A 24,993-nucleotide genomic window follows, 5' to 3' on the forward strand; every position below is an offset into this window, starting at 1 on the left:
TGCACATCGCGCAACACGTTGCGCTATGTGCGACGCGCCAAATGTACGCCGCCGCCCCCAAGCACTGTCAAGGAGGCTCGGGGGCGGCGGGACGGCCGTCGGCGGCCAGGCGTCAGGTCGGCCGGTCCGGCGGGGTGTCGCCCGACTCGGCGACCTCCTCGGGCTCGGCGCCGTACGCCGCCAGGGCGACCGTGTGGTGCTCCATCGAGTCGTACTGCTGCGCGTGCTGCACGGCACGCCGTACGCGCGGCGGCAGGGTCGACTCGAACGGCTCGGCACGCAGTGCCTTCATCAGCGAGACGCACATGGCGCAGATGACGAGCATGAACGGCCCGGCCACGATGATCACGAGCGTCTGCAGCGCGCTCAGCCCGCCGGAGAAGAGCAGCACCGCGGCCACCGCACCCTGGGCGACGCCCCAGAAGATGACGAGCCACCGCATCGGCTCCTCCTTGCCGTTCTGGCTGAGCATCCCCATCACGATCGAGGCCGAGTCGGCGCCGGTGATGAAGAAGATCGCGACCAGGAAGACGGCCAGGACGACGGTGATGCTCGCGAGCGGGTACTGGCGGAGCATCGAGAAGAGCGCGCCTTCGCTGCCGGCCGCGAGGTCGGAGGTGAAGTCCTTGGCCCCGGAGAGCTGCAGGTCGAAGGCGGCGCCGCCGAGGATCGAGAACCACGCGAACGACACGACGCTCGGCACGAGGATCACGTAGACGACGAACTGGCGGATCGTGCGGCCCTTGGAGATGCGAGCGATGAACATGCCGACGAACGGCGTCCACGAGATCCACCAGGCCCAGTAGAAGATCGTCCAGGTGTTGAGGAACTCGCTGTCGCCGAAGGCGCCGGTGCGGAACGCCATCGTGGGCAGGTGCGTGAGGTAGCCGCCGAGCGACTCGGTGAAGGTGCTGAGGATGAACACCGTCGGACCGACGACGAAGAGGAAGAACACGAGCAGCACCGCGGCGATCGCGTTCGCGTTGGAGAGCAGCTGGACGCCCTTCTCGATGCCGGTGACGGCCGAGAGGACGAAGCAGAGCGTCAGCACCGCGATGACGACGACCGTGAGCCACTTCGACTTGCCGGTCCCGAAGACGTCGTCGAGACCGCCGGTGATCTGGAGGGCGCCGAGGCCGAGCGAGGTCGCCGAGCCGAAGAGGGTGGCGAAGATCGCGACGACGTCGATGGCCTTGCCCGGGCCGCCCGTGGCGTGCCGCCCCAGGAGCGGTCCGAACGCGCCGGAGACCAGGTTGCCGGCGCCCTTGCGGTAGGCGAAGTAGCCGATGGCCAGGCCGATGACGGCGTACATGGCCCAGGGGTGGAAGCCCCAGTGGAAGAAGGCGTACTCCATCGCGACGCGGGCGCTGTCCGGGGTGTTCGGGTCGCCGCGACCGGGCGGGGTGCTGGCGGCGCTCTCGGCGGTCAGGTACGTCAGCGGCTCGGCGACCCCCCAGAACATCAGGCCGATGCCCATGCCGGTGGCGAACATCATCGAGACCCACGAGAAGGTCGAGAACTCGGGCTCGGAGTCGTCGGGGCCGAGCTTGATGTTGCCGTAGCGGGACAGGGCGAGGTAGCCCGAGAACAGCAGGAACAGGGCGCTGACGAGGATGAACAGCCAGCCGAACAGCTCGGTGAGCTTGCCCAGGATCGTGCCGGTGGTCTCGCCCATGCCGGTGGAGTCGAGGGTGCCCCACACCAGGAAGGCCACGGCCACCCCGGCGGCGACCCCGAAGGTCACCTTGTCGAGCGGGAAGTCGTGCCTGTGCGGCTCGTGCGGTGGGACGACGGACTCGCCGACCGGTTCCTTGATCGCCATGGTGCTCTCCCGATCCCGTTGCGTTGTGCGCAACGAAGTGCGTGTCTTGCAACGTGGCGGATACTGCTCCGCCCCCGGGCGAGAGTCAAGGCTCACCCGGGGGCGGGAACGGTACTACCGATCAGTGCCGGTCACCGCACGGCGACCGGTCGGATCACTGCTGCAGCCAGGCGTCGACCTTGTCCTGGTTCTCCTCGATCCACTTGCTCGCGGCGTCCTCCGGGGACATGCCGTCGGCGGCGATGTAGCCCGCGACGACGTTCTGGTCGTCGTTGGTCCACTCGAAGTTCTTCACCAGGTTGACCGCGGTCGAGTCGCTGGCCGCCCAGTCCGTGCCGACGATCTTCTTCAGCTCCGTCTCCGGGTAGTCACAGGCCACCTTCTGCGGGTCGTCCTGGCAGCCGTCCTCGTAGGCCGGGAGCGAGACCCGCTGCATCGGCACCTCGGCGTTGAAGTACTGCGGCTCGTACCAGTAGCCGATGACCCACTCCTTGTTCTCCTCGGCCTTGCGGAACGCCTCGATCGAGGCGGCCTCGGAGCCGGAGTAGACGACCTTGAAGTCGAGGTCGAGGTTGTTCACGATCGCCTCGTCGAACTGGACGTAGGACGGGTCGGCGCCGAGGAACTGGCCCTTGCCGTCGGACTCCGAGGTGGCGAACTCCTTGGCGTACTTGTTGAGGTTGGACCACTCGAGGATGTCCGGGTGCTCCTCGGCGAGCCACGGCGGGACGAACCAGCCGATGATGCCCACGTTGCCCTGCGGCCCGAAGTCCTCGGCACTGCCGTCGCCCTGGTCGGCGAAGAACTTCTTCTCCAGGTCGGGGTGTCCCCAGTCCTCGATGACGACGTCGACCTCACCGGTGCCGAAGCCCTGCCAGGAGACGTCCTCCTTGAGCTCCTTGTAGTTCACCGTGCAGCCGAGCTGCTCCTGGGCGACCGTGCCGACGACGTAGGCGCTGGCCTCGTAGCCGACCCACGGGTTGACGGCCATGTTGAGCTCGCCGCACTCGCCGCCGCTGTCGGCGGCCTGCTCCTCGTTGGCCTTGGTCTGCTCGTCGATGGAGCCCCCGCCGCAGGCGGACAGCACCAGGACGGCGGCGGTGGCGAGGACTCCCAGTCGGGCTCCTCGGCGTGTGGTCGTGCGCATGGTGCTTCTCCTCTTCCTTCGTGGGTTCCTGGTGGTGCTGTCGGTTCGTCCTTGCTGGTCGTACGACGTCGTGGTGGCTCAACTGCCGGGTGGCCCGATCGGCAGCCGGATGTTGAAGGCGCGGCGGGTCCCGGGGCCGTCGTCGCGTCGCCGGTCCGCCGCGGCACGGGTGATCCGGTCGAGCATCACGCCGAGCAGCACGATGGTGAGTCCCGCGGCCGCGCCCTTGCCCCACGCCTCGCTGCGGGAGAAGCCGTACACGACGTCGAAGCCGAGCGCCCCGGCGCCGACGAGGCCGCCGATCACGGTCATCGACAGGACGTAGAGCAGGCCCTGGTTGGTGGCGAGCACGATCGAGCCCTTGGCCATCGGCAGCTGGACCTTGGTGATCTCCTGCCACGTCGTCTGGCCCGTCGAGCGACCCGCCTCGATGGTCGTCGGCGACACCCCCTTCACGCCGTCCGCGACGAGCTTGATCGCTGCGGGGGCGGCGTACACGATGCCGGCCACGATGGCGGTGAAGCGGCCGGGTCCGAAGAGCGCGAGGACGGGGATCAGGTAGACGAACGGCGGGATCGTCTGGCCCGCGTCGAGCAGGGGGCGGATGCCGAGGTCGACCCGCCGGTCGCGGGCCATCCAGACACCGAACACCAGCGCGAGCGCCATCACGAGCACGGTGGCGACGAGGGTCATGTTGAGGGTGACCATGGCGTCGTTCCACAGGTCCAGCCAGAGGATGCCGAGCAGGCACACGACGGTGATGACCAGCGCGCGGACGCCCCCGAACACCAGGGCCAGCAGCGCGATCGCCGCGAACGACACGTACCACGGGGACTCGGCCAGGACGGACTGGACGGGGTTGAGCAGGTAGGTGGAGACGAAGTCCTTGAGGCCGCCGGTGACGCCGCCGAAGGTGGTGGTCACCCACTCGACCGCATCGCTCACGGCCTGGCTGATGCTGCTCCCGATCGAGTAGGTCGGGAAGTCGGCGAGGCTGACGTAGGTGCGCGAGAGGTAGACCGCGACGAGCGCCACGACCGCGCCGCCGACGACCTCGATGCGTCGCCGGAGCGGGTTCCGGTCGCCACCGCGGGCGACGCGCTCGGAGCGCTCGCTGGCGGCGGTGGTCGTGCGGTCGAGCATCACGGCCATCACGACGATCAGCACGCCCGGGACGAACGCCGTGCCGACGTCGTTGACGCGCAGGCCCTGCAGCACGGGCTTGCCGAGCCCGGGACCATCGACGAACGAGGCGAGCGTGGCCATCGACAGGGCGGCCAGCGTCGTCTGGTTGAGGCCCACGATGATCGTCTTGCGCGCCATCGGCAGCTGCACCTTCGTGAGCCGCTGCCAGTAGGTCTGGCCGGCCGAGTCGGTGGCCTCGATCGTCGTGGTGGACACCTCACGGATCCCGAAGCCGGCGATGCGGATGATCGGCGGCAGGGCGTAGATGAGGGTCGCGACGACCGCGGCGCTGGTGCCGATGCCGAAGAACAGCACGATCGGCAGCAGGTAGACGAACGTCGGCATCGTCTGCATGAGGTCGAGGAAGACCGTCACCACGGCGTTGGCGCGGGCGTTGGTGCCGATCCAGACGGCGAGCGGCATCCCGATGAGGACCGCCAGCAGCACCGAGATGCCGACGACGATGAGCGTGTCCATCGACTCGTCCCAGAAGCCCAGGACACCGAAGGAGAGGAACGACGCCAGCACGAGCAGGGCGATCCGCCAGCTCGCGACGACCAGGGCGACGTAGGTCGCGATCGCCGTGACGCCCAGCCAGCCGATCTGCGGGACGGGCCGGGGGAAGGCGGGCTTGGAGACCAGCTCCTGCAACCAGGCGACGGTGGCCCGGAACGCGTCGGCGATCGCGTTGGTGAACTGCATGACCGGGTTGGTGGCGCGGCCTTCCAGCAGCCCGTTCTGGATCTCGGTCAGCCGGTCGTGCAGGCCGGTGCGGGACAGCGCCGGGAGGTCGAGGGTGTCGCTGCCCTTGGTGAGGGCCCACACGACGACCCACAGGACGACGACCGCGGCGGCGGGGATCCAGCGACTCATGCCGGAGTCGGGGACCACCGGCGGGGCGGCGCCCGGCTCCACGGGGCGTGGCGGCGCGGGTGCCGTGGTGGTCATGCGTGCGCCTCTTCCTCGGCGACGACCACGCGCATGATGTCCTCCTCGTCGACGACGCCGAGCATCGTCTCGCCGTCCATCACGCGGATCGGGTGCTCGGAGGCGATCGCCGTACGGGCGGCCTGGCGCACGATCGTGTCGACCGGGAGCGCCGGCCCGTCGAGCGACTCCCCCGGCCTCGGCTCGCGCATCACCCACTTCAGGGTCAGCACGTGCGACTTGGGCACCTCGGAGACGAAGTCCTTGACGTAGTCGTCGGCCGGGCGGGCGACGACCTCGTCGGGCGTGCCGACCTGGATGATCTCGCCGTCGCGCAGGATGAGGATGCGGTCGCCGAGCTTGAGGGCCTCGGCGAGGTCGTGGGTGATGAAGACCATCGTCTTGCCGAGCTCGCGGTGCAGGCGGATGACCTCGTTCTGCATGTCGCGGCGGATCAGGGGGTCGAGGGCCGAGAACGGCTCGTCGAACAGCAGCATCTCGGGGTCGTTGGCCAGCGCGCGGGCGAGGCCGACGCGCTGCTGCATGCCGCCGGAGAGCTGGTCGGGGTAGGACTTGTCGTAGCCCTTGAGGCCGACGAGCTCGACGATCTCCATCGCCTTCTCGCGACGCTCCTTCTTCCCGACGCCGCGCACCTCGAGGCCGTAGGCGACGTTGTCGATCACCTGGCGGTGGGGCAGCAGGCCGAAGTGCTGGAACACCATCGAGGTGTGCGTACGACGCAGGTCGCGCAGCTCGGCCTCGCTGGCCTTGACCACGTCGCGACCGCCCATCACGATCTCCCCCGCGGTCGGCTCGATGAGCCGGGTGAGCATCCGGATGAGCGTCGACTTGCCCGAGCCCGAGAGCCCCATGACGACGAACACCTCGCCCGGAGCCACCTCGAAGGACACGTCCTTCACGCCGACGACGCAGCCGGTCTTCTCCTTCAGCTCGGCCCGCGAGAGGTCCGCGTCCGGAGAGCCGATGATCCTGTCGGAGCCCTTGCCGAAGATCTTCCAGAGGTTGTTCACCTTCAAGGCTGCGTCGCTCATGCCGTCTCCTGGTTGCGCGGGTCGCCGGGTGGGTGGAGCGGCGTGCCGCCACGGTGGCGGTAGTAGGGCACGTCGGCCGCGGGGAGCGGCGTACGACCTGCGATGAGGTCGGCGGCCTTCTCGGCGACCATCATCACGGGGGCGTAGATGTTGCCGTTGGTGACGTAGGGGAAGACCGAGGCGTCGACGACCCGCAGGCCGTCGGTGCCGTGGACCTTCATGCTCGACGGGTCGACGACGGACATCTCGTCGATGCCCATCTTGGCGGTGCACGACGGGTGCAGCGCGGTCTCGGCGTCCTTGCGGACCCACTCGAGGATCTCCTCGTCGGTCTCGACCGCTGGCCCGGGCGAGATCTCGCCGCCGTTGAACGGGGCGAACGCCGGCTGGTTGAGGATGTCGCGTGCCACCCGCACCGCCTCGACCCACTCGCGCCGGTCGTTGGGGGTGGAAAGGTAGTTGAAGAGCATCTTCGGCTTCTGCCGAGGGTCGGTCGAGGCGATGCGCACCCACCCGCGGGTGTCGGCGTACATCGGGCCGATGTGCACCTGGTAGCCGTGGGCGTACTTGTCCTGCCCGGCCGGCGCGGAGCCGTCGTAGCGGATCGCGATCGGCAGGAAGTGGAACATCAGGTTGGGCCAGTCGACGTCCTCGTTGGACCGGCAGAAGCCACCGCCCTCGAAGTGGTTGGACGCAGCGGTCCCGGTGCGCTTGAGCAGCCACTCGAGGCCGACCAGCGGGCGGTTGCGCCACTTGAGGCCCTCGACGATCGAGACCGGCTGCAGCGAGGCGTACTGGATGTAGACCTCGAGGTGGTCCTGGAGGTTCTCCCCCACGCCCGGCAGGTCGTGCACCATGTCCACCCCGAGCGGCTGCAGGTGCTCGAGGTTGCCGATGCCCGAGAGCTGGAGCAGCTGCGGGGTGTTGATGGCACCGCCGCAGAGGATCACCTCCCCGGCCCCGACGCTGTGGTGCCGCCGGCCCGCGCGGAGGTAGTCGACGCCCACCGCGCGGGTGCCGTCGAACCGGACCTTCGTCGCCTGCGCGAACGTCTCGACGGTGAGGTTCTTGCGGTTCATCACCGGGTGGAGGTAGGCGCGTGCGGCGGACATCCGCACGCCCTTGACGATGTTGCGGTCGAAGCGCCCGAACCCCTCCTGGCGGTAGCCGTTGACGTCGTCGGTCAGCGGGTAGCCGGCCTGCTGGGCGGACTCGAAGAACGCGCTGAAGAGCGGGTTGGTGGCGGGGCTGCGCTCCAGCTTGAGGGGACCGGACCCACCGCGCCACGGGTCGGCGCCGATCATCCCGTCGGGGAGGATCAGCGACTCCATCCGCTTGAAGTACGGCAGGCAGTGGCGGTAGTCCCACGCCTCCATGCCCGGGTCGGCGGCCCAGCGCTCGTAGTCCATCGGGTTGCCGCGCTGGAAGATCATCCCGTTGATCGAGGACGAGCCGCCGAGCACCTTGCCCCGCGCGTGGTAGACCCGGCGACCGTTCATCGCCGGCTCCGGCTCGGTCTCGTACCTCCAGTCGTAGAGCGGGTTGCCGATCGGGAACGGCAGCGCGGCGGGGGCGTGGATCAGCGGGTCGAAGCGGTCGGTGCGCCCCGCCTCGAGCACCAGCACGGAGACCGACGGGTCGGCCGAGAGGCGGTTCGCGAGCGCGCAACCGGCGGACCCACCACCCACGATGACGACGTCGTACCGGTCCGCGCCCATGTCCAGTCCCGTCCTACTCCGCGCTGTCCGGTGACGTGGGCGAGAACCAGTGCTGCACCGCGGGCCGGATGTTGTGCCACACGTGCTTGGTCTCGCGGTACTCCTCCAGGCCGGCCAGCCCGAGCTCGCGCCCGGTGCCCGACTGCTTGTAGCCGCCCCACTCCGCTTGCGGGACGTAGGGGTGGTAGTCGTTGATCCAGACCGTGCCCATCCGCAGTCGGCCCGCGACCCGCTCCGCGCGACCGGCGTCGCGGGTCCACACCGCACCGGCCAGGCCGTAGATGCTGTCGTTGGCGATCGCGACGGCATCGTCCTCGTCCTGGAACGTCTCGACCGTCAGGACCGGACCGAACGACTCGTCCTGCGTCACGGACATCGAGGTCGTGCAGCCGTCCAGCACCGTCGGCAGGTAGTAGAACCCGTCGGCCAGCGCGGGGTCGTCGGGCCGGGCGCCGCCGCAGCGCAGCAGCGCACCCTCGGCCAGCCCGCGGGCGACGTACGCCTCCACCTTGTCGCGGTGCGCCGCACTGGTGAGCGGTCCGGTCTCGGCCAGCTCGTCGAAGGGGCCGCCGAGTCGGATGCCCTCCGCGCGGGCGACGAGGGCGTCGACGAACTCGTCGTGGATGGACTCCTGGACGATCAACCGGGCCCCGGCGGAGCAGACCTGGCCGGAGTGCAGGAAGACCGCCGTCAGGGCGTAGTCGAGGGCCACGTCGCGGTCGGCGTCGGCGAAGACGATGTTGGGGTTCTTGCCGCCGAGCTCCAGCGCGACCTTCTTGACCGTCGCGGCCGCCGCGGCACCGATCCGGCGTCCGGTCTCGAGCCCGCCGGTGAACGAGACCATGTCGACCCGCGGGTCCGTCGAGAGCGGCGCACCGGCGGTCGCGCCGGCACCGAGGACGAGGTTGCCGACCCCGGCGGGAAGCCCGGCCTCCTCCAGCAGGCGCATCAGGTGGATCGCGCTGTGCGGCGTGAGCTCGCTCGGCTTGAGGACGAAGGTGTTGCCCGCGGCCAGGCACGGTGCGACCTTCCACGACACCTGGAGCAGCGGGTAGTTCCACGGCGTGATGAGCGTGCACACGCCGATCGGCTCGTGGACGATCCGGCTGACCACGTCGGGGTTGCCGGTGTCGACCATCCGGCCCGACTCCTCGGCGGCGATCCGGCCGTAGTGCCGGAAGACCGAGACCACGTCCGCGACGTCGTACTCGGACTCGACCAGGCGCTTGCCGGTGTCGAGCGACTCCATCCGCGCCACCTCCGCGGTGTCGCGCTCGAGCAGGTCCGCGAGCCGCAGCAGCAGGTCGCCACGCTCACGGCTCGACGTCGCCCGCCACTGTCCGTCGTGGAAGGCCCGGTGCGCCGCGTCGATGGCGGCCTCGGTGTCGGCCTCGCCCGCCTCGTCGACGGTCCCGACCAGGGAGCCGTCCGCCGGGCAGCGGATCTCGCGACACTCACCCGAGCGCGCGCTGACCCACGTTCCATCGACGTAGAGATCCGGCACGCGTTCCCTGCCCTCGGCTTGTTGTTGCGTATCTCGCAACCGATTGCTCCGAGCGCAACCGGTCAGACGATCGAAGGATGCGGGGAAGCCCCCGTCGCGTCAAGCATTTCCACGGGTGGTGTGGACATCGTGGCCTAACGGTGACCCCAGCCGAGGCGGTGCGAGACCTCGGCCGCGGCGCCCACCACGAGCCGTACGACCTCCGCGACACGGTCCTCGGGCAGCCGGAACGACGGCCCGGAGACGCTCATCGAGGCGACGACGTCGCCGTGCGCGTTGCGGATCGGGGCGGCGACGGCCGTCAGCCCGACCTCGAGCTCGTCGACGGCGACCGCATAGCCCTGCTCGCGGACCCGGGCGAGCTCGTCGCGGAACTTCCCGCGCGAGGTGATCGTGTGGGAGGTGTACGACGCCAGCTTGCCGAGGGCGCTGTCGAGCGCCTGCTCGTCCAGACCACTGAGCAGGACCTTGCCGTTGCTGGTCGCGTGCAGCGGGATGTGCTGGCCGACCCAGTTGTGCGGCTGCAGCGCGGAGGAGCCCGCGACCTGGTCGAGGTAGAGCGCCGAGCTCTCCGCGAGCACGGCGATGTTGACCGTCTCCCCCGTGTCGGCCGCGAGCTGACGTGAGATCGGGCGCGCCTCCTGGACGAGGTCGAGACGCGCGGTCGTCGCGCCGGCCAGGCGCAGGATGCCCATGCCGAGGCGGTAGCGACCGCGGTCGGAGGTCTGCTCGACGAGCCGGTGGGCCTCCAGGGTGGCGACCAGCCGGAAGGCCGTGCTCTTGTGCACGCCCAGCTCGACCGCGAGCTCGGTCACCCCGGACTCGCCGGTGCGGGCGAGCACCTCGAGGATGCCGAGCGCGCGGTCCACGGACTGCACCCCGGCACCGGTGACAGCAGTGCTGCCACCCGTCGCGCCGACCTGCTCGGGGAGCTCGACCACGTCCGACATGGGCCTGAGACTAGCGCAGTCGCTGTTGCGTATCGCAGACTGCGTTCCGTCGAGCGCAACAGCACCACCACCCAGGAGCCGCATGTCATCCGTCCCCAGCGCCACCGGGAGCGCCGCCGAGCACGTCCTCATCCTCTCCTGCCCGGACCGTCCGGGCATCGTCCACGCCGTGTCGGGGTTCCTCGTCGAGCAGGGCGGCAACATCATCGAGAGCCAGCAGTTCGGCGACCGCCTGACCGACCGGTTCTTCATGCGCATCGGCTTCGTGGTCGCGGACGAGCGCAGCGCCGACGAGCTGCGCACGGCGTTCGCCCCGGTCGCCGAGCGCTTCGGGATGGACTACGAGCTGTGGGCGGCCGCGGCACCGACGCGCACGCTGATCATGGTGTCCAAGCACCTGCACTGCCTCAACGACCTGCTCTTCCGGGCCAGCACGGGCTCGCTCCAGATCGAGATCCCCGCCGTGGTGTCCAACCACCCCGACGCGGGCGCGCTCGTGAGGTCGTACGGCCTGGACTTCCACCACGTCCCGGTGACACCGGACACGAAGGCGGATGCCGAGAAGCGGCTGATGGAGCTCGTCGACGAGACCGGCACCCACCTGGTCGTGCTGGCGCGCTACATGCAGGTGCTCTCCGACGACCTGTGCCGCCAGCTCACGGGCCGGGCGATCAACATCCACCACTCGTTCCTGCCGAGCTTCAAGGGGGCGCGGCCCTACCACCAGGCGTTCGACCGCGGCGTGAAGCTCGTCGGCGCGACCGCCCACTACGTCACCGGCGACCTCGACGAGGGACCGATCATCGAGCAGGACGTCCTGCGGGTGGACCACGGCTACGACCAGGACCAGCTCGTCGCGGCCGGGCGCGACGTCGAGGCACAGGTGCTCTCGCGCGCCGTGCGCTGGCACGCCCAGTCGCGGATCCTCCTCAACGGCGACCGCACCGTCGTCTTCCGCTGAGGGAACGCCTCCACACCCACCGCCACGCCGCAATCGAGGGAGCAGGCATGCAGTCCGACATCGAGATCGCCAACGCCGCCGTCCTGCGCCCGATCCGCGAGGTCGCGGCCGAGACGCTGGGCATCGCCGAGGAGCACCTCGTGCCCTACGGCCACTTCAAGGCGAAGGTCGACATCGGCTACCTCACCTCGCTCGCCGACCGGCCCCTCGGCAAGCTCGTGCTGGTCACCGCGCTCTCGCCGACGCCGCCCGGGGAGGGCAAGACCACGACGACCGTCGGCCTGACCGACGCGCTCCACGGCCTCGGCCACCGGGTCGTCGCCTGCCTGCGCGAGCCGTCGATGGGCCCGGTGTTCGGCATGAAGGGCGGCGCGGCCGGCGGCGGCTGGAGCCAGGTCGTGCCGATGACCGACATCAACCTCCACTTCACCGGCGACTTCGCCGCCATCGCCGCGGCCAACAACCTGCTCGCCGCGCTGATCGACAACCACGTCCACCACGGCAACGAGCTCGACATCGACGTGCGCAGCGTGACGTGGAAGCGCGTGCTCGACATGAACGACCGCGCGCTGCGCGAGGTCACCGTCGCGCTCGGCGGCCACGCCAACGGCTTCCCGCGCTCCGACGGCTTCGACATCGTGGTCGCCTCCGAGCTGATGGCGATCTTCTGCCTCACCGAGTCGTGGGCCGACCTCAAGCGCCGCATCGGCGACATCGTCATCGGCTACACCAGGTCGACCATGCCGGTCACCGCGCGCGACCTCAACGCCCACGGCGCGATGGCGGCGCTGCTCCGCGACGCCCTCGCGCCCAACCTCGTCCAGACGATCGAGGGCGCGCCCGCCTTCGTCCACGGCGGGCCGTTCGCCAACATCGCCCACGGCTGCAGCTCGGTGATGGCGACGCGCGCCGGCCTGCGGCTGGCGGACATCGTCGTGACCGAGGCCGGCTTCGGCGCCGACCTCGGCGCGGAGAAGTTCGTCGACATCAAGTGCCGCAAGTCCGGCCTGCGGCCCGACGTGGCCGTCGTCGTCGCCACCGTCCGCGCCCTGAAGTACCACGGCGGCGTGGCGCTCGCCGACCTCGGCACCGAGGACCTCGGCGCGGTCGAGGCGGGCATGGCCAACCTGCGACGGCACCTGTCCAACATCCGCGAGGTCTACGGCATCCAGCCGGTCGTGGCCGTCAACCGGTTCCCGACCGACACCGACGCCGAGGTCGCCCGGGTGGTCGAGCTCGTGGCCGACGAAGGAGTGCGCGCCTTCCCCGCGACCCACTTCTCCGACGGCGGTGCCGGTGCTCGCGACCTGGCCGAGGGCGTGCTGGCGGCGCTCGAGGACGGGTCGCCGTACGAGTTCTCGTTCACGTACGACGACGACCTGTCGCTCACCGAGAAGGTCGAGGCGATCGCGACCCGGCTCTACGGCGCCGGGCAGGTGACGTGGGACGCCAAGGCCCGCCGCCGGCTCCAGCGCATCGAGCGCGACGGCTACGGCGACCTGCCGGTCTGCGTCGCCAAGACGCAGTACTCCTTCTCCACCGACCCGACGCTCCTCGGGGCGCCGTCGGGCCACGAGCTCCACGTCCGCGAGGTGCGCCTCTCCGCGGGCGCCGGGTTCGTCGTCGTGGTCTGCGGCGACATGATGACCATGCCCGGCCTCCCCCGCGATCCCTCGGCCTCCCGGATCGACCTCGCCGACGACGGCACCCTCATCGGGCTGAGCTGAGGATCGTCCGGTGGCCGAGTGGGCGCTGCGCCGCATGTTCAGCAGCGAGCAGGGTGACGTCGCGTGAGACCGGTTCGGCTCAGGCCCCGCCGTGGTGCTGCTGCACGGGACGCCGTTCTCGTCCTACGTCTGGCGTGACGTCGCGCCTGCCTTGGCCGCCAGCCACACCGTCCACGTCTGGGACATGCCGGGCTACGGAGCCTCGAAGAAGAGAGACCACCAGGACGTCTCCCTCCGCTCGCAGGGTGCTGTCTTCGCCGCGCTGCTCCGCCACTGGGACCTCGCCTCGCCGGCGGTGGTCGCCCACGACTTCGGTGGCGCCGTCGCACTGCGCGCGCACCTGCTCCACGGGGCCGCCTACGACCGGCTCGCACTGGTCGACACCGTCACCCACGCCCCGTGGGGAACTGGGCTGTTCCGACTTGCGCAGGAGCACGGGGACGTCCTGGGGCAGCTGCCCGCCGAGGCGCACGAGGGTCTGGTGCGCGGCTACATCGCGACGGCGAGCCACCGCGGACTGTCAGCCGCCACCCTGTCGTCGTACGTCGCTCCGTGGCTGGGAGCGGCTGGACAGGCGGCGCTCTACCGCCAGATGGCGCAGAACGACCAGCGTTGGACCGACGAGCTCGAGCCGATGTATGCCGGCATCACGATCCCGACCTCGGTCTGCTGGGGCACCGAGGACACCTGGCTCCCGCCGGAGAAGGGCGAGCAGCTGGCCGCGGCCATCCCCGGTGCCGAGCTGCACTGGCTGGAGGGGTCCGGGCACCTCGCCCAGGAGGACGCACCCGCCCAGCTGACCGCGCGCCTCGTCGAGTTCCTCGGTCGCCCGGCGCCCTGACCCCACACGTGTCCGCGAGGTGGCCCTTCACCGGTCGATCCGAGGGCCACCTCCCGGACACGTGTACGACGCCGCCCGACGTGCGACGCCGCACGCCGGGGGCGGGTCAGTCGCCGAGCTCCGCGCGACGGCGGATGACGTAGTCCTGCAGCTCGTCGCGGATCGCGTCGTCGAGCGGCGGCTGCTCGTAGTCCTCCAGCGTCTTCTGGTAGGCGACCTCGGCGCGGGCGTTGGCGTCGTGCCCGCCGTTGCGCATCCACCGCTCGTAGTTCTCCGAGGAGGACAGCAGCGGCCGGTAGAAGCACGTGCGGAACCGCTCCATCGTGTGCATCGCACCGAGGAAGTGCCCGCCGTGGCCGACCTCCTGGTGGGCGTCGAAGGCCATCGACGCCTCGTCGATCTCCAGCGGCGTGAACTCGTGTCGCAGCATCTGGAGCAGCTCGATGTCGACGATGAACTTCTCGTAGCCGGCGACCAGGCCGCCCTCGAGCCAGCCCGCGGCGTGCATCACCCAGTTGGCGCCGGCGAGGAAGGTCGGCATGAGGGTCATCAGCGCCTCGTAGCCCGCCTGCGCGTCGGCGACCTGCGACGAGGTCAGGCCGCCACCGGTGCGGAACGGCAGCCCGAAGTGGCGCGCGATCTGGCCGGTGCAGAGCAGGCCGAGCCCGGACTCCGGGGTGCCGAACGTCGGCGAGCCCGACTGCATGTCGATGTTGGAGAGGAACGACCCGAAGATCACCGGCGTCCCGGGCCGGATCAGCTGGGACAGCGCGATGCCCGAGAGCGCCTCGACGATCTGCTGCACGAGCGCGGCGGGGATCGTGACCGGCGACATCGCGCCCATCAGGATGAACGGCGTGAGGACGACGGGCTGCCCGGCGCCGGAGTACTCGAACTGCGCCTCGAGCATCCGGTCGTCCCAGCGCAGGGGCGAGTTGCAGTTGATCAGCGAGATCGTCGCCGGGGTCTGCTCGATCGCCTCGCGCGAGCCGAAGAGGATCGAGGTCATGGCGATCGTGTCTGCGGCGTTGACGCCCGAGACGACGTTGCCCATGTAGACCTTGTCGGTCAGCGTCTGCAGCGCGTAGGTCATGTCGAGGTGGCGGCTGTCGAGCGGGGTGTCGTTGGGCTCGCAGATCACGCCGCCGGCGGAGTCGAGCACCGCGTAGGACTGGGCCAGCTTGGTGAAGCTGCGGAAGTCCTCCATCGTCGCGTCCCGGCGTACGTCGCCCTGCCGGACGAAGGGCGGGCCGTAGACCGCGCCGAAGGCCATCGAGTCGCCGCCGATGTGGATGTTGTGCTCGGGGTTGCGCGCCTGGACGTCGAACTCCCGCGGCGCCTTCGCGACCTGCTCGAGCACGAAGTCGGGATCGAGGAAGACGGTGTTGCCCTCCACCCGCTGGCCGGCCTTGCGGAACAGCTCGAGCGCGCGCTCGTCCATGAACTCCACGCCGAGCTCGGTCATCAGCTTGCGCCACCCCTTGTCGAGGGTGGCCATCGCCTCCTCGGACAGCACCTCGTAGCGCGGCATCGTGTTGCGGAACACGGATCCTCCTTGACCTCGACTCGGCGGGCTCTTAGCCTCATGATGTGGAACCACGGTTCCACATCATGGAACCAGAGGGAACCCCCGTCCGCATCCCGTCCGCACAGGAGCCCGTCGTGAGCGACACCGCCACCGGCACGCGCGCGCTGGACCGCGCCGCCGACCTGGTCGCTGCGGTCGTCCACGCCGACGAGCCGATGACGTTCGCCGACCTCCAGGACGCCAGCGGGCTGGCCAAGTCGACGACCTCGCGGATGCTCACCGCGCTCGAGCGCGCGGGCCTGCTCGAGCGCGACGCCGCCGGTCTCTACGTCGCCGGCCGGCTCTTCTGGCTCTACGCCGCGCGGCACGACCCGTGGGCCGAGCTCGTCCGGCTCGCCCGCCCCGTCATGGAGGCCATCGGCGAGGAGACCGGCGAGACCGTCCACCTCAGCGTCGCGCGCGGCGACCGGGTCGTGCAGGTCGCCCAGGTCGACTCCACCTACCTCCTCGGCACCCGCGACTGGACCGAGGTCGACGTGCCGGCCCACACCTCCGCACTCGGCAAGGTCTTCCTCGCCTGGGACGTCCTCGGCCTGCCGGGCGGCGCGCTGGAGCGCCCCACGCCGGCCACGTTGGCGGACCGGGCCGCCGTGCGCCGCGACGGCGTACGCACCCGGGAGCGGGGCTGGGCCCTGACCCTCGACGAGCTCGAGATCGGCCTCACCGGGGTCGCCGTACCCGTCCTCGACGTCCACCGCGACGTCATCGCCGCACTCGGGATCTCGGGGCCGACGCCCCGGCTGGAGGGACGGCTCGACGAGCTCGGCCGCCACCTCCTCGACCAGTCCGCCGCGCTGACCTCCGTGCTGCGCGGCTCGCACGCCCATCGATCCACACGCACCGAGGAGGTGGTCGCATGACCCCCGAGGACATCCTGAGAGCCCTCTACGAGGAGACCCTGGTCGGCAACGCGCCCAAGGTGCTCGAGCTGACCGAGCAGGGGCTCGACATCTCGATGGAGCCGCAGACGCTGCTCTTCGACGCCCTGATCCCCTCGCTGGAGGAGGTGGGCGCGCGCTTCGAGCGCGGCGACTTCTTCGTCCCCGAGATGCTCATCGCCGGCCGCGCGATGGCGGGCGCGATGGAGCGCCTGCGCCCGCTGCTCGCCGAGACCGGCGTGCAGACGATCGGCAAGTTCCTCATGGGCACGGTCAAGGGCGACGTCCACGACATCGGCAAGAACCTCGTCAACATCATGCTCGAGGGCGCGGGCTTCGAGGTCATCGACCTCGGCGTGCAGGTCGCCCCCGAGAAGTTCGTCGCCGCCATCGACGAGCACCAGCCCGACATCGTGGGCTTCTCGGCGTTCCTGACCACCACCATGCCGATGTTCAAGGCCAACATGAACGCGCTCGAGAAGGCCGGCATGCGCAACGACGTGATCGTGATGGTGGGCGGCGCCCCCGTCACGCAGGAGTACGCCGACGCGGTCGGCGCCGACGGCTACGCGGCCGACGCGTCCCAGACCGTGAAGCGCGCCAAGAGCCTGCTCGAGGAGAAGCGCGCGAAGGTCCCGGCATGAACACCCCATTCGAATGCTCACTCCGTTCCGCTTCGAACAGGGACCCCGTCTGATGAGCGAGCCGCTCCACACCGTCCTCCGCTCGGCGACGAAGGAGGTCGTGCTCGGCCACGACCGGCCGTTCTGCCTGATCGGCGAGCGCATCAACCCCACCGGCCGCCGGATCTTCCAGGAGCAGCTCCGCGCGGGCGACTTCTCCGCGATTGAGCGCGACGTGAAGGCCCAGGTCGAGGGCGGCGCCGACGTGCTCGACATCAACATGGGCGTGCCGCTGACCGACGAGCCCGAGCTGCTCGCCACGGCCGTCACGATGGTGCAGGAGCTCACCGACCTGCCGATCTGCATCGACTCCTCGGTCGTCGAGGCGCTCGAGGCCGGCCTGTCGGTCTACCAGGGTCGGGCCCTGGTCAACTCGGTCACGGCCGAGGACGACCGGCTCGAGCTCATCCTGCCGCTGGTCAAGAAGTACGACGCCGCGATCATCGCGCTGCCCAACGACCACGACGAGATCCCGATGGAGGCCGACAAGCGGGTCGACCTGACGGCCAAGATCGTCCGCGTCGCCACCGAGGAGTACGGCATCGCGCAGGCCGACATCGTCATCGACCCGCTCGCCATGCCGATCGGCGCCGACACCACCACCTCGCTGGTCACGTTCGAGGTGATGCGGCGCATCCGCGACGACTTCGGCGTCAACATGACCTGCGGCGCGTCCAACGTGTCCTTCGGCATGCCCGGTCGGCACACCCTCAACGCGACGTGGCTGCCGATGGCGATGACGTCCGGGCTGACCAGCGCGATCATGGACACCCGCACGCCGCAGATCGTGGAGGCGGTCAAGGCCGCCGACGTGTTCCTCGGCCACGACGACTGGGGCATGGCGTGGATCAGCGCCCACCGCGCCAAGCAGGCCGCCGCCGAGGGATGATCAGAGAGTGACCCAACCCCCCGAGGGCCCGGACTTCTCGCTCGCCGACGTCGCGCGGGAGGGCCTGATCGAGAGGCCGGGCGCCGAGCCGGCGCCGCACGACGGCACCGGCCGCGTCGACCTGTCCTTCACCGTGCACACCCTCGCCGAGGACGGGGCCGCCCAGCCACCGGCGCAGCGCGGTGTACGCGTCCCGCCCGGCGTGACCGTCTTCGACGCCGCGTCGTGGAACGGCATCGCGATCGACTCCACCTGCGGTGGCCATGGCACCTGCCACAAGTGCAAGGTGCAGATCACCTCGGGCGTCGAGGTGCCGGTCACCCGGCACGACGCCCGCACGTTCACCGCGGCCCAGCTCTCCGACGGCTGGCGCCTGGGCTGCCTGGTCCACGCGACGCGCGACCTGAGCGTCGAGGTGCCGCCGCTGACGACGCGGCCCAAGGCCGCCACCGTCGGGATCGGCCGGCAGGTGATCCTGCGCCCGGCCCTGCAGAAGCGGTACGTCGAGCTGGCCGAGGCGACCCTGGCCGACCAGCGCACGGACATCGTGCGGCTCACCGACGCGATGGACGACCTCGAGCTCACCGCGGACCTCCACGTGCTCCGGCGCCTCTCGACCGTGCTGCGCCAGTCCGACTTCAAGGTCACTGCGGTGATCGTCGACGAGGACCTCATCGACGTCGAGCCCGGCGACACGACCGGCGAGCGCTACGCCATCGCCTTCGACCTCGGCACCACCACGGTGGTTGGCACGCTGCTCGACGTCGGCACCGGCACGCCGCTGGGCGTCAGCTCGATGCTCAACGCACAGCAGCCGTTCGGCGGCGACGTGATCACCCGCATCAGCGCCACGATGATGGATGCCGACGCCCTCGGTCGTCTCCAGCAGGCGGCCGGCAGCACGCTGGCGTCCCTCGCGGCGCAGGTCTGCCGGGAGGCGGGGATCGACCCGCAGCACGTCTACGAGGTGGCGGTCGCCGGCAACGCGACCATGACGGCCCTCGCGCTCGGCATCGACCCGGAGCCCCTCGGCGTGGCCCCGTTCGTGATGTCCGCGGCCCAGCCGCCCTCGGTCCTGGCCAGCGACATCGGGCTCGACCTCCACCCGAGGGCGCGCGCCTTCTTCTTCCCCGCGCTCGGCGCCTACGTGGGCGGCGACATCGTCGCCGGGATGCTCGCCACCGGGATGGACCGCGACAAGCGCACGCGGCTGTTCATCGACGTCGGGACCAACTGCGAGATCGTGCTGAGCGACGGCGAGAGGATCCTGTCGACCGCTGCGCCCGCCGGTCCGGCGTTCGAGGGTGGCGCCATCCGCTGCGGCATGCGCGCCGCCGACGGCGCCATCGAGGTCATCAAGCTCGACGCGCACGCCACCGGGGACGACCCGGCGGTCACGCTCGGCGTGATCGGGGACGTCGAGGCCAAGGGACTGTGCGGGTCCGGGCTCGTCGACGCCGTCGCCGAGCTGGTCCGCGTCGGGCTGCTCGACTCCACCGGCCGGCTGGTGCCGGACGAGGACGCGAAGGAGGTCGCGCCTGCGCTCGCCGACCGGCTGGCGCGGATCGGCGAGGAGCGGATCTTCGTGCTCCACCGGCCATCTCCCGACAGCGAGCCGGCCGAGACGGTCTACCTGTCGCAGCGCGACGTCCGTGAGCTGCAGTTCGCCAAGGCGGCGATCTCGACCGGCTGGTCGCTGCTGCTCGAGGAGCTGGGCCTCGAGCACCGCGACGTGCAGCAGGTGCTGCTCGCCGGGTCGTTCGGCAGCTACCTCTCGCCCGCCTCGGCCGTCCGCATCGGACTGGTCCCCCAGCTGCCCGTGCTGCGCATCGTCGCTGCCGGCAACGTCGCGGGCGAGGGGGCCAAGATGGCCGTGCTGTCGGTGCGCGAGCGGGCCGGTGCGCTGGCGCTGCTCGAGGAGGTGACCTATGTCGAGCTCTCGGACCGTCCCGACTTCAACGACGCCTTCGTCGAGCAGCTCTCGTTCCGCTCGTGAGACCGCCGGCGGCCGGGTCGCGCTGATCGCGTGCGGCGCGATCGCCCAGCCCGCGGCCGCGGTGGTGGACCGCAACGGCTGGCCGGTCGACGTGCACCCCCTGCCGCCGCTGCTGCACAACCACCCGCAGCAGATCGCGGGCGAGGTGCGCGCGCTCGCCGCGCGGCTGGCGACGTCGTACGACCGCACGGTGATCGGCTACGCCGACTGCGGCACCTACGGTGCGCTCGACGACGTGTGCCGCGAGCTCGGCCTGGAGCGGCTGCCCGGGCTGCACTGCTACGACGTCTACGCCGGGCCGTCGCGGCTGGAGAGGTTCTTCGACCAGCAGCCCGGCACCTACCTGCTGACCGACTTCCTCGTCCGGTCGTTCGTCCGGACCGTGGTGCAGGAGATGGGCCTCGATCGCTACCCCGAGCTGCGCGACACCTACTTCGGCAACTACACCCGGGTCGTGTGGCTCGCGCAGCAGCCCGACGGCGAGCTGCGGACGCTGGCCGAGGAGGCCGCGGCCCGGATCGGCCTCCCGCTCACCGTGGTGGAGACCGGCGACCACGGCCTCGAGCAGGCCCTCGCCGACCTCGTCGCGCCACGTACCTAGGGACGTTCTGGTAGGCGAAGGGCCCGGACCACCTACCAGTACGTCCCTAGATACCGCGCAGGCGGGCGAGGAGGTCGGTGCGCCAGGCCTCGGTCTCGCCGATCTGGTTGAACGTGAAGACGTGGAGCCCCTCGACCAGGGCGCCCTCCTCGCCGAGCGCCGGTGCGCACTTCTCCAGGAAGCTCTCCCCCGTGAAGCCGCCGGGCGCGGCGAGCCGGGCGAACAGGCCCTTGTTCTTGGCGAGGAACTTGGTCGACTCCCCGACCCCGATCCGCGTCGCCATGCCGAGCAGCTTGGCGCGCTCGACGGGACCCGGCATGCCGAGCAGGACGGGCATCGTCACGCCACGGCGGCGCAGCCGCCCGACCCAGTCGCGCACGCCGGCGGGGTCGAAGGTCAGGTTGCTGACGATGTGGGTGGCGTAGCGGCGCTTGTCCCACATGGACTGCACCGTGAGGTCGTCGTGGATGGTGGGGTGGGACTCGGGGTAGCCCGTGATGCCGACGTGCGCGAAGGGCGAGCCGAGTTCCTTGAGGTCCTCGAGCAGGGCCAGTGCGTCGGGGTAGTCGCCCGCAGCCTCTGCGTCGCCACCCGGCACGAAGACGCTGGTGACCCCCTTGCCGACGAGCCGGGCCACGATCTCCTGCAGCTCCGAGCGACCGGTGACCATCCGTGCGGCGATGTGCGGGACGACCGGGTAGCCGTGCCCGGCGAGCCGCTCGGTGAGGTCGAAGGTCGCCTCGAGCCCCTTCGAGGGCGAGGCCGTGACCGTGATCGTCCGCTCGCGCGGCAGGTGCTCGAGGACCTTGTCCTCGGTGGTGGCGGTGGGGAGCACCTCGTAGCGGGCGTTCTCCAGCAGCCGGGTCATCGTGGCGGCGTGACGCTTGTTGCGCATGAAGCAACTCATTTCGTGATGCGCACTGGGGGTGACCTGATGGTAGTCCGTCCCGGCCCCCCGCGACAGAGGCGTCGTACCGCTGAAATGCAGCGAGGGGCGGCCACCTCGCGGTGGCCGCCCCTCGGAGCGCGACTAGCGGATCGTCACTTGACGGTGACGGTGGCGCCGGCGGCCTCGAGGGCCTCCTTCGCCTTGTCCGCGGTCTCCTTGTTGGCGTTCTCGAGGATCGTCTTGGGGGCGGCCTCGACGAGGTCCTTGGCCTCCTTCAGACCGAGGGAGGTCAGGGCGCGCACCTCCTTGATGACGTTGATCTTCTTGTCGCCGGCGGCCTCGAGGACGACCTCGAAGTCGTCCTTCTCCTCCGCGGCAGCGGCGTCGCCACCGGCAGCGCCACCGGCGGCCGGGGCGGCGGCCACGGCGACGGGGGCGGCGGCGGTCACGCCGAAGGTGTCCTCGAACTGCTTCACGAACTCCGAGAGCTCGATCAGGGTCATCTCCTTGAAGGCGTCAAGGAGCTCGTCGGTGCTGAGCTTCGCCATGGTGGCGTTTCCTTCCGTGTGTGGCCCGCTCGCGGTGTGCGGCGCGCCGGGTTTCAGGTGGTGTACGTCGGCCCGGTCAGGCGTCGGTGGACTCGGCGGCCTGGTCGGCCGACTCGTCGGTCGCCTCGGTCTCGGTGGCCTCCGCGGCAGCGGGGACCTCCTCGGCCGGGGCGTCCTCGGCAGCCGGAGCAGCCGGCGTGCCGGCACCACCTGCGAGGATCGAGGGGTCCTGCTCGGCCTTGGCCTGCAGCGCACCCGCGAGACGGGCGGCCTGGGCGAGAGGCGCGTTGAGCAGGTAGACGGCCTGGGACAGCGAGGCGAGCATGCCGCCCGCGAGCTTGCCCAGCAGCACCTCGCGCGACTCGAGGTCGGCCAGCTTGGCCACCTCCGAGGCGTCGAGGGGCTTGCCGTCGAGGACGCCGCCCTTGATCACAAGAGCGGGGTTTGCCTTGGCAAAGTCACGCAGACCCTTGGCGGCCTCGACCACGTCTCCATTGATGAAGGCGATGGCGGTGGGGCCGGTCAGCAGGTCGTCGAAGCCGTCGATGCCCACCTCGTTGGCGGCGATCTTGGCAAGCGTGTTCTTGACCACGGCGTAGTTGGCGTTCTCGCCGAGGGAGCGCCGCAGGTCCTGCAGCTGCTTCACGGTGAGACCGCGGTACTCGGTCAGCACAGCGCCGGCGGAGTCGTTGAAGGACTCAACGATCTCTGCGACGGCGGCAGTCTTCTCTGGCCGCGCCATGGGTCTCCTTCCGGTGTCGACCACCGGCGTCCGGCCCACAGACGACGAACGCCCCGAGCACAGGCTCAGGGCGTGGTGCGGCTTGCGCCGCTGCTCTGTCACCTGCGCCGGTCGTCCGCTGCTGCGAACCTTCGCACCCCGGGCGTTGGAGCCCGCGGTGAACCTGCGGTCTTGGGTTTCGAGAGGGAACTGTACGCACCCCCGTGCGGACCGCACAAATCGCGGGCCGGGTCGATCAAACGACCCATTCGGCACCCGCGGCGGCACCAACACTGGTGCAATGGTCCCCGTGGACCAACAGCTCACGACCGTCGGGGCCTCGCTCGCCCGCAGCGACGAACGCATGCTCACCGGCCGCAACGCCGCGGGCCGGGTCTGGAAGACCGGGTTCGGCGGCCTCGACCCGCTGATCGGTGGCGGCATGCGCGCGGGATCCCTGATCCTGCTCGCCGGGCCGCAGGGCCTCGGCAAGTCGACGTTCGCCCTCCAGGTGGCCCGCAACAACGCCGCATCCGGTCGCCCGGTGCTCTACTTCTCCTACGAGCACGACGCCGAGGACATGACCCAGAAGCTCCTCGCCATGGAGGCGGGCGAGCTCGACGACTCCGACATGGTGCGGATGACGAGCATCCGGTCGATCTTCGACGACCTCTGGGTCAGCTCGCTCGACCACCGCCTCGAGTCCGTGCCGTCGGGCGTCGAGGCGCTCGCCAGGGTCTCGCAGTACTCCGAGATGCTCTTCGTGCACCGCTCGACCGGCACGCGCACCGACCTCGCCGCCATCCAGGCCGCCATCGAGGCCGTCCGCGAGCTGGCCGGCACCACACCGCTCGTCGTCGTGGACTACCTCCAGAAGGTGAAGTCGTCGCAGGAGGACGTCGAGGCACGCTCCACCGAGGTCGTCGAGGGCCTCAAGGACATCGCGATCGACATCAGCGCACCCGTCCTCGCGATCGCGGCGGCCGACAAGGAAGCGCTGCGGTCCGGTCGCCGGATGCGCGCCAACGACCTCCGGGGCTCCAGCGCGCTGGCCTACGAGGCCGACGTGGTGCTGGTGCTCAACAACAAGTTCGACATCGTCGCGCGCCACCACCTCACCTACGACGTCGGCAACGCCGAGCGCTTCAAGGACTGGGCGGTCCTGACGATCGAGAAGAACCGCTTCGGCCGCGACGGGGCGGTGCTGCAGTTCAAGACCCGCTTCGACCAGGGCCGCTACGAGTCCGAGGGCTCGGAGGTCAAGGAGCAGCTCATCGACGAGCGCATCTTCCGCGAGTGAGCCGACGGCGAATGCGCCGAGACGGCCGAGGGGCGCCGGCACCGCTTGCGGTGTGGCGCCCCTCTGCCGTGTCGGTCTGGCCGGTCACATGCCGGGCTGCTCGGTGACCTCGGAGGCGGGCGGCGCCTCGATGTCGACGTCGGTGCCGAAGTCGGAGTAGGTGCCCTCGGTGTTGCTGGTCGTGGCCGGACCACCGGCGACGCCCTTGATCTCGGTCGTCTGGGTGAACTTGCGGGGCAGGTTGTCGCCGTCGACCCACATCTCTGTCACCAGCTCCTTGGGGAGCATGTCGGCCATCGCCGCCGGGAACTCCATCGCCTTGAGGTAGGAGGTCGGGTCCATCGTGATCCGGTAGTGGTTGGTCTCCACCCCGTCGACGTCCTCGGTCCCGACGAGCTCGAGCTTCTTGGGCGACTCCATCGCCTTGAACATGACCTCGGGATCGGTCGCCTTGCCGATCATCCCGAACAGCGAGTTCGGGTCGCTCAGGTCGATCTTGAGCCACTTGTCACCGGTACCGAAGGCGTCGGACTTCATGTACATCGCCTGGTCGATGAGGATCATGTCCATCGCCTGGGCGCCGGTGCCGCTCGCCTTCATCTCGACGCCGTCGTCCCCGAAGCGCGCCTCGCCGCTCATCTCCTGCGACTGGCCGGCCGACTCGGAGGTGGTGGTGAACCGGAACGTCCCGGCGTCCTGCAGCGCACCCAGCACGGTCGGGTAGAAGTCGTCGGCCGACAGCTCGGTGAGCGACCCGTCGGCCGACTCGTCCCCAGAGGTGTCGGTCGAGTCGTCGCTCGAGTCGGTGGCCTCGTCGGTGGCGGAGTCGTCCGAACCCGAGCCGTCGCTCGCCGAGCTCGAGGAGTCCTCGGAGCCGCCCGAGTCGCTGCCGCAGGCCGAGACGCCCGCACCGACGGTCAGCACCAGGGCTGCGGCGCCGAGACGGCGGGAGAGTGAGTGGACGCGCATGGGAGCTCCTGGGTGTGGTGCGGACGAGACGTCGGTGGACGTGCCTGCTTCCTACCCGATGCTTCCACGCCGAAACGACCTGTCCGCGTCGATCCGC

At 70.3% G+C, this 24,993-nt stretch carries 21 protein-coding genes; 9 read left to right on the forward strand and 12 right to left on the reverse strand.

What is annotated here, in order from left to right; translation table 11 throughout:
* Positions 1-112 precede the first annotated feature (112 nt).
* From L2K70_RS15870 to L2K70_RS15900, 7 genes are all read right to left on the reverse strand, one after another.
* On the reverse strand, positions 113-1,822 hold the full coding sequence (locus L2K70_RS15870) for a BCCT family transporter (protein WP_236403367.1): 1,710 nt from the start codon (positions 1,820-1,822) through the stop codon (positions 113-115).
* 154 nt (positions 1,823-1,976) lie between these two features.
* The gene (locus L2K70_RS15875) at positions 1,977-2,969 is read right to left on the reverse strand and encodes an ABC transporter substrate-binding protein (protein WP_236403369.1); all 993 of its coding nucleotides are present in this window, start codon (positions 2,967-2,969) and stop codon (positions 1,977-1,979) included.
* 78 nt (positions 2,970-3,047) lie between these two features.
* The gene (locus tag L2K70_RS15880) at positions 3,048-5,102 is read right to left on the reverse strand and encodes an ABC transporter permease (protein ID WP_236403371.1); all 2,055 of its coding nucleotides are present in this window, start codon (positions 5,100-5,102) and stop codon (positions 3,048-3,050) included.
* Complete coding sequence (locus L2K70_RS15885; RefSeq protein ID WP_236403374.1) at positions 5,099-6,133, reverse strand: quaternary amine ABC transporter ATP-binding protein; 1,035 nt, start codon at positions 6,131-6,133, stop codon at positions 5,099-5,101. Before L2K70_RS15885 ends, L2K70_RS15880 begins: the two co-directional genes overlap by 4 nt.
* A complete protein-coding gene (gene betA / locus L2K70_RS15890; RefSeq protein WP_236403379.1) occupies positions 6,130-7,851 on the reverse strand; it encodes a choline dehydrogenase in 1,722 nt (573 codons plus the stop codon). The genes L2K70_RS15885 and betA overlap by 4 nt, the downstream gene beginning before the upstream one ends.
* A 13-nt stretch (positions 7,852-7,864) precedes the next feature.
* Entirely contained in the window at positions 7,865-9,355 is a 1,491-nt protein-coding gene (locus tag L2K70_RS15895; RefSeq protein ID WP_236403383.1) for an aldehyde dehydrogenase family protein, read from the reverse strand.
* Between the two features lie 134 nt (positions 9,356-9,489).
* A complete protein-coding gene (locus L2K70_RS15900) occupies positions 9,490-10,305 on the reverse strand; it encodes an IclR family transcriptional regulator (RefSeq protein WP_236403386.1) in 816 nt (271 codons plus the stop codon).
* Positions 10,306-10,387: 82 nt separating this feature from the next.
* Between L2K70_RS15900 and purU the strand changes: the two genes are divergently transcribed.
* From purU to L2K70_RS15915, 3 genes are all read left to right on the forward strand, one after another.
* Positions 10,388-11,266 carry a formyltetrahydrofolate deformylase gene (gene purU / locus L2K70_RS15905; protein ID WP_236403388.1) on the forward strand — a complete coding sequence of 293 codons (879 nt, stop codon included), beginning with the start codon at positions 10,388-10,390 and terminating at the stop codon, positions 11,264-11,266.
* A gap of 47 nt (positions 11,267-11,313) precedes the next feature.
* A complete protein-coding gene (locus tag L2K70_RS15910) occupies positions 11,314-12,993 on the forward strand; it encodes a formate--tetrahydrofolate ligase (RefSeq protein ID WP_236403392.1) in 1,680 nt (559 codons plus the stop codon).
* A gap of 91 nt (positions 12,994-13,084) precedes the next feature.
* Positions 13,085-13,834 carry an alpha/beta fold hydrolase gene (locus tag L2K70_RS15915; protein WP_236403395.1) on the forward strand — a complete coding sequence of 250 codons (750 nt, stop codon included), beginning with the start codon at positions 13,085-13,087 and terminating at the stop codon, positions 13,832-13,834.
* Between the two features lie 106 nt (positions 13,835-13,940).
* On the opposite strand, the gene L2K70_RS15920 is transcribed toward L2K70_RS15915, so the two are convergent.
* Positions 13,941-15,380 (reverse strand): trimethylamine methyltransferase family protein, encoded by a 1,440-nt coding sequence (locus L2K70_RS15920; RefSeq protein ID WP_236403397.1) that lies wholly within the window; start codon positions 15,378-15,380, stop codon positions 13,941-13,943.
* A 116-nt stretch (positions 15,381-15,496) separates the two neighbouring features.
* Between L2K70_RS15920 and L2K70_RS15925 the strand changes: the two genes are divergently transcribed.
* The 5 genes from L2K70_RS15925 to L2K70_RS15945 are packed head-to-tail and all read left to right on the forward strand — an operon-like array spanning position 15,497 to position 20,469.
* Positions 15,497-16,282 (forward strand): IclR family transcriptional regulator, encoded by a 786-nt coding sequence (locus tag L2K70_RS15925; protein WP_236403401.1) that lies wholly within the window; start codon positions 15,497-15,499, stop codon positions 16,280-16,282.
* The gene (locus tag L2K70_RS15930) at positions 16,279-16,944 is read left to right on the forward strand and encodes a cobalamin B12-binding domain-containing protein (protein WP_236403408.1); all 666 of its coding nucleotides are present in this window, start codon (positions 16,279-16,281) and stop codon (positions 16,942-16,944) included. Before L2K70_RS15925 ends, L2K70_RS15930 begins: the two co-directional genes overlap by 4 nt.
* 52 nt (positions 16,945-16,996) lie before the next feature.
* Complete coding sequence (locus tag L2K70_RS15935; RefSeq protein ID WP_236403411.1) at positions 16,997-17,872, forward strand: dihydropteroate synthase; 876 nt, start codon at positions 16,997-16,999, stop codon at positions 17,870-17,872.
* Between the two features lie 7 nt (positions 17,873-17,879).
* Positions 17,880-19,868, forward strand: a complete 1,989-nt coding sequence (locus tag L2K70_RS15940; protein WP_236403412.1) for an ASKHA domain-containing protein — start codon at positions 17,880-17,882, stop codon at positions 19,866-19,868.
* A complete protein-coding gene (locus L2K70_RS15945) occupies positions 19,801-20,469 on the forward strand; it encodes a DUF1638 domain-containing protein (protein WP_236403413.1) in 669 nt (222 codons plus the stop codon). Before L2K70_RS15940 ends, L2K70_RS15945 begins: the two co-directional genes overlap by 68 nt.
* 46 nt (positions 20,470-20,515) lie before the next feature.
* Here L2K70_RS15945 and L2K70_RS15950 read toward each other — a convergent pair whose 3' ends face one another.
* The 3 genes from L2K70_RS15950 to rplJ form a co-directional block, all read right to left on the reverse strand.
* Positions 20,516-21,364, reverse strand: a complete 849-nt coding sequence (locus L2K70_RS15950) for a methylenetetrahydrofolate reductase (RefSeq protein ID WP_236403415.1) — start codon at positions 21,362-21,364, stop codon at positions 20,516-20,518.
* Between the two features lie 146 nt (positions 21,365-21,510).
* Positions 21,511-21,906, reverse strand: coding sequence for a 50S ribosomal protein L7/L12 (gene rplL, locus L2K70_RS15955; protein ID WP_210650059.1), 396 nt, complete (start codon positions 21,904-21,906; stop codon positions 21,511-21,513).
* A 76-nt stretch (positions 21,907-21,982) separates the two neighbouring features.
* Positions 21,983-22,648 (reverse strand): 50S ribosomal protein L10, encoded by a 666-nt coding sequence (gene rplJ, locus L2K70_RS15960; protein WP_236403416.1) that lies wholly within the window; start codon positions 22,646-22,648, stop codon positions 21,983-21,985.
* Between the two features lie 289 nt (positions 22,649-22,937).
* On the opposite strand from rplJ, the gene L2K70_RS15965 reads away from it, so the two are divergent.
* Positions 22,938-23,927 carry a DnaB-like helicase C-terminal domain-containing protein gene (locus L2K70_RS15965; protein ID WP_236403417.1) on the forward strand — a complete coding sequence of 330 codons (990 nt, stop codon included), beginning with the start codon at positions 22,938-22,940 and terminating at the stop codon, positions 23,925-23,927.
* A gap of 84 nt (positions 23,928-24,011) precedes the next feature.
* Here the strand turns inward: L2K70_RS15965 and L2K70_RS15970 are convergent, their stop codons facing one another.
* Entirely contained in the window at positions 24,012-24,896 is an 885-nt protein-coding gene (locus L2K70_RS15970) for an SCO4651 family lipoprotein (RefSeq protein ID WP_236403421.1), read from the reverse strand.
* Positions 24,897-24,993: the final 97 nt, after the last annotated feature.

It is taken from the genome of Nocardioides potassii, assembly GCF_021648885.1.
Lineage (GTDB): Bacteria > Actinomycetota > Actinomycetes > Propionibacteriales > Nocardioidaceae > Nocardioides > Nocardioides potassii.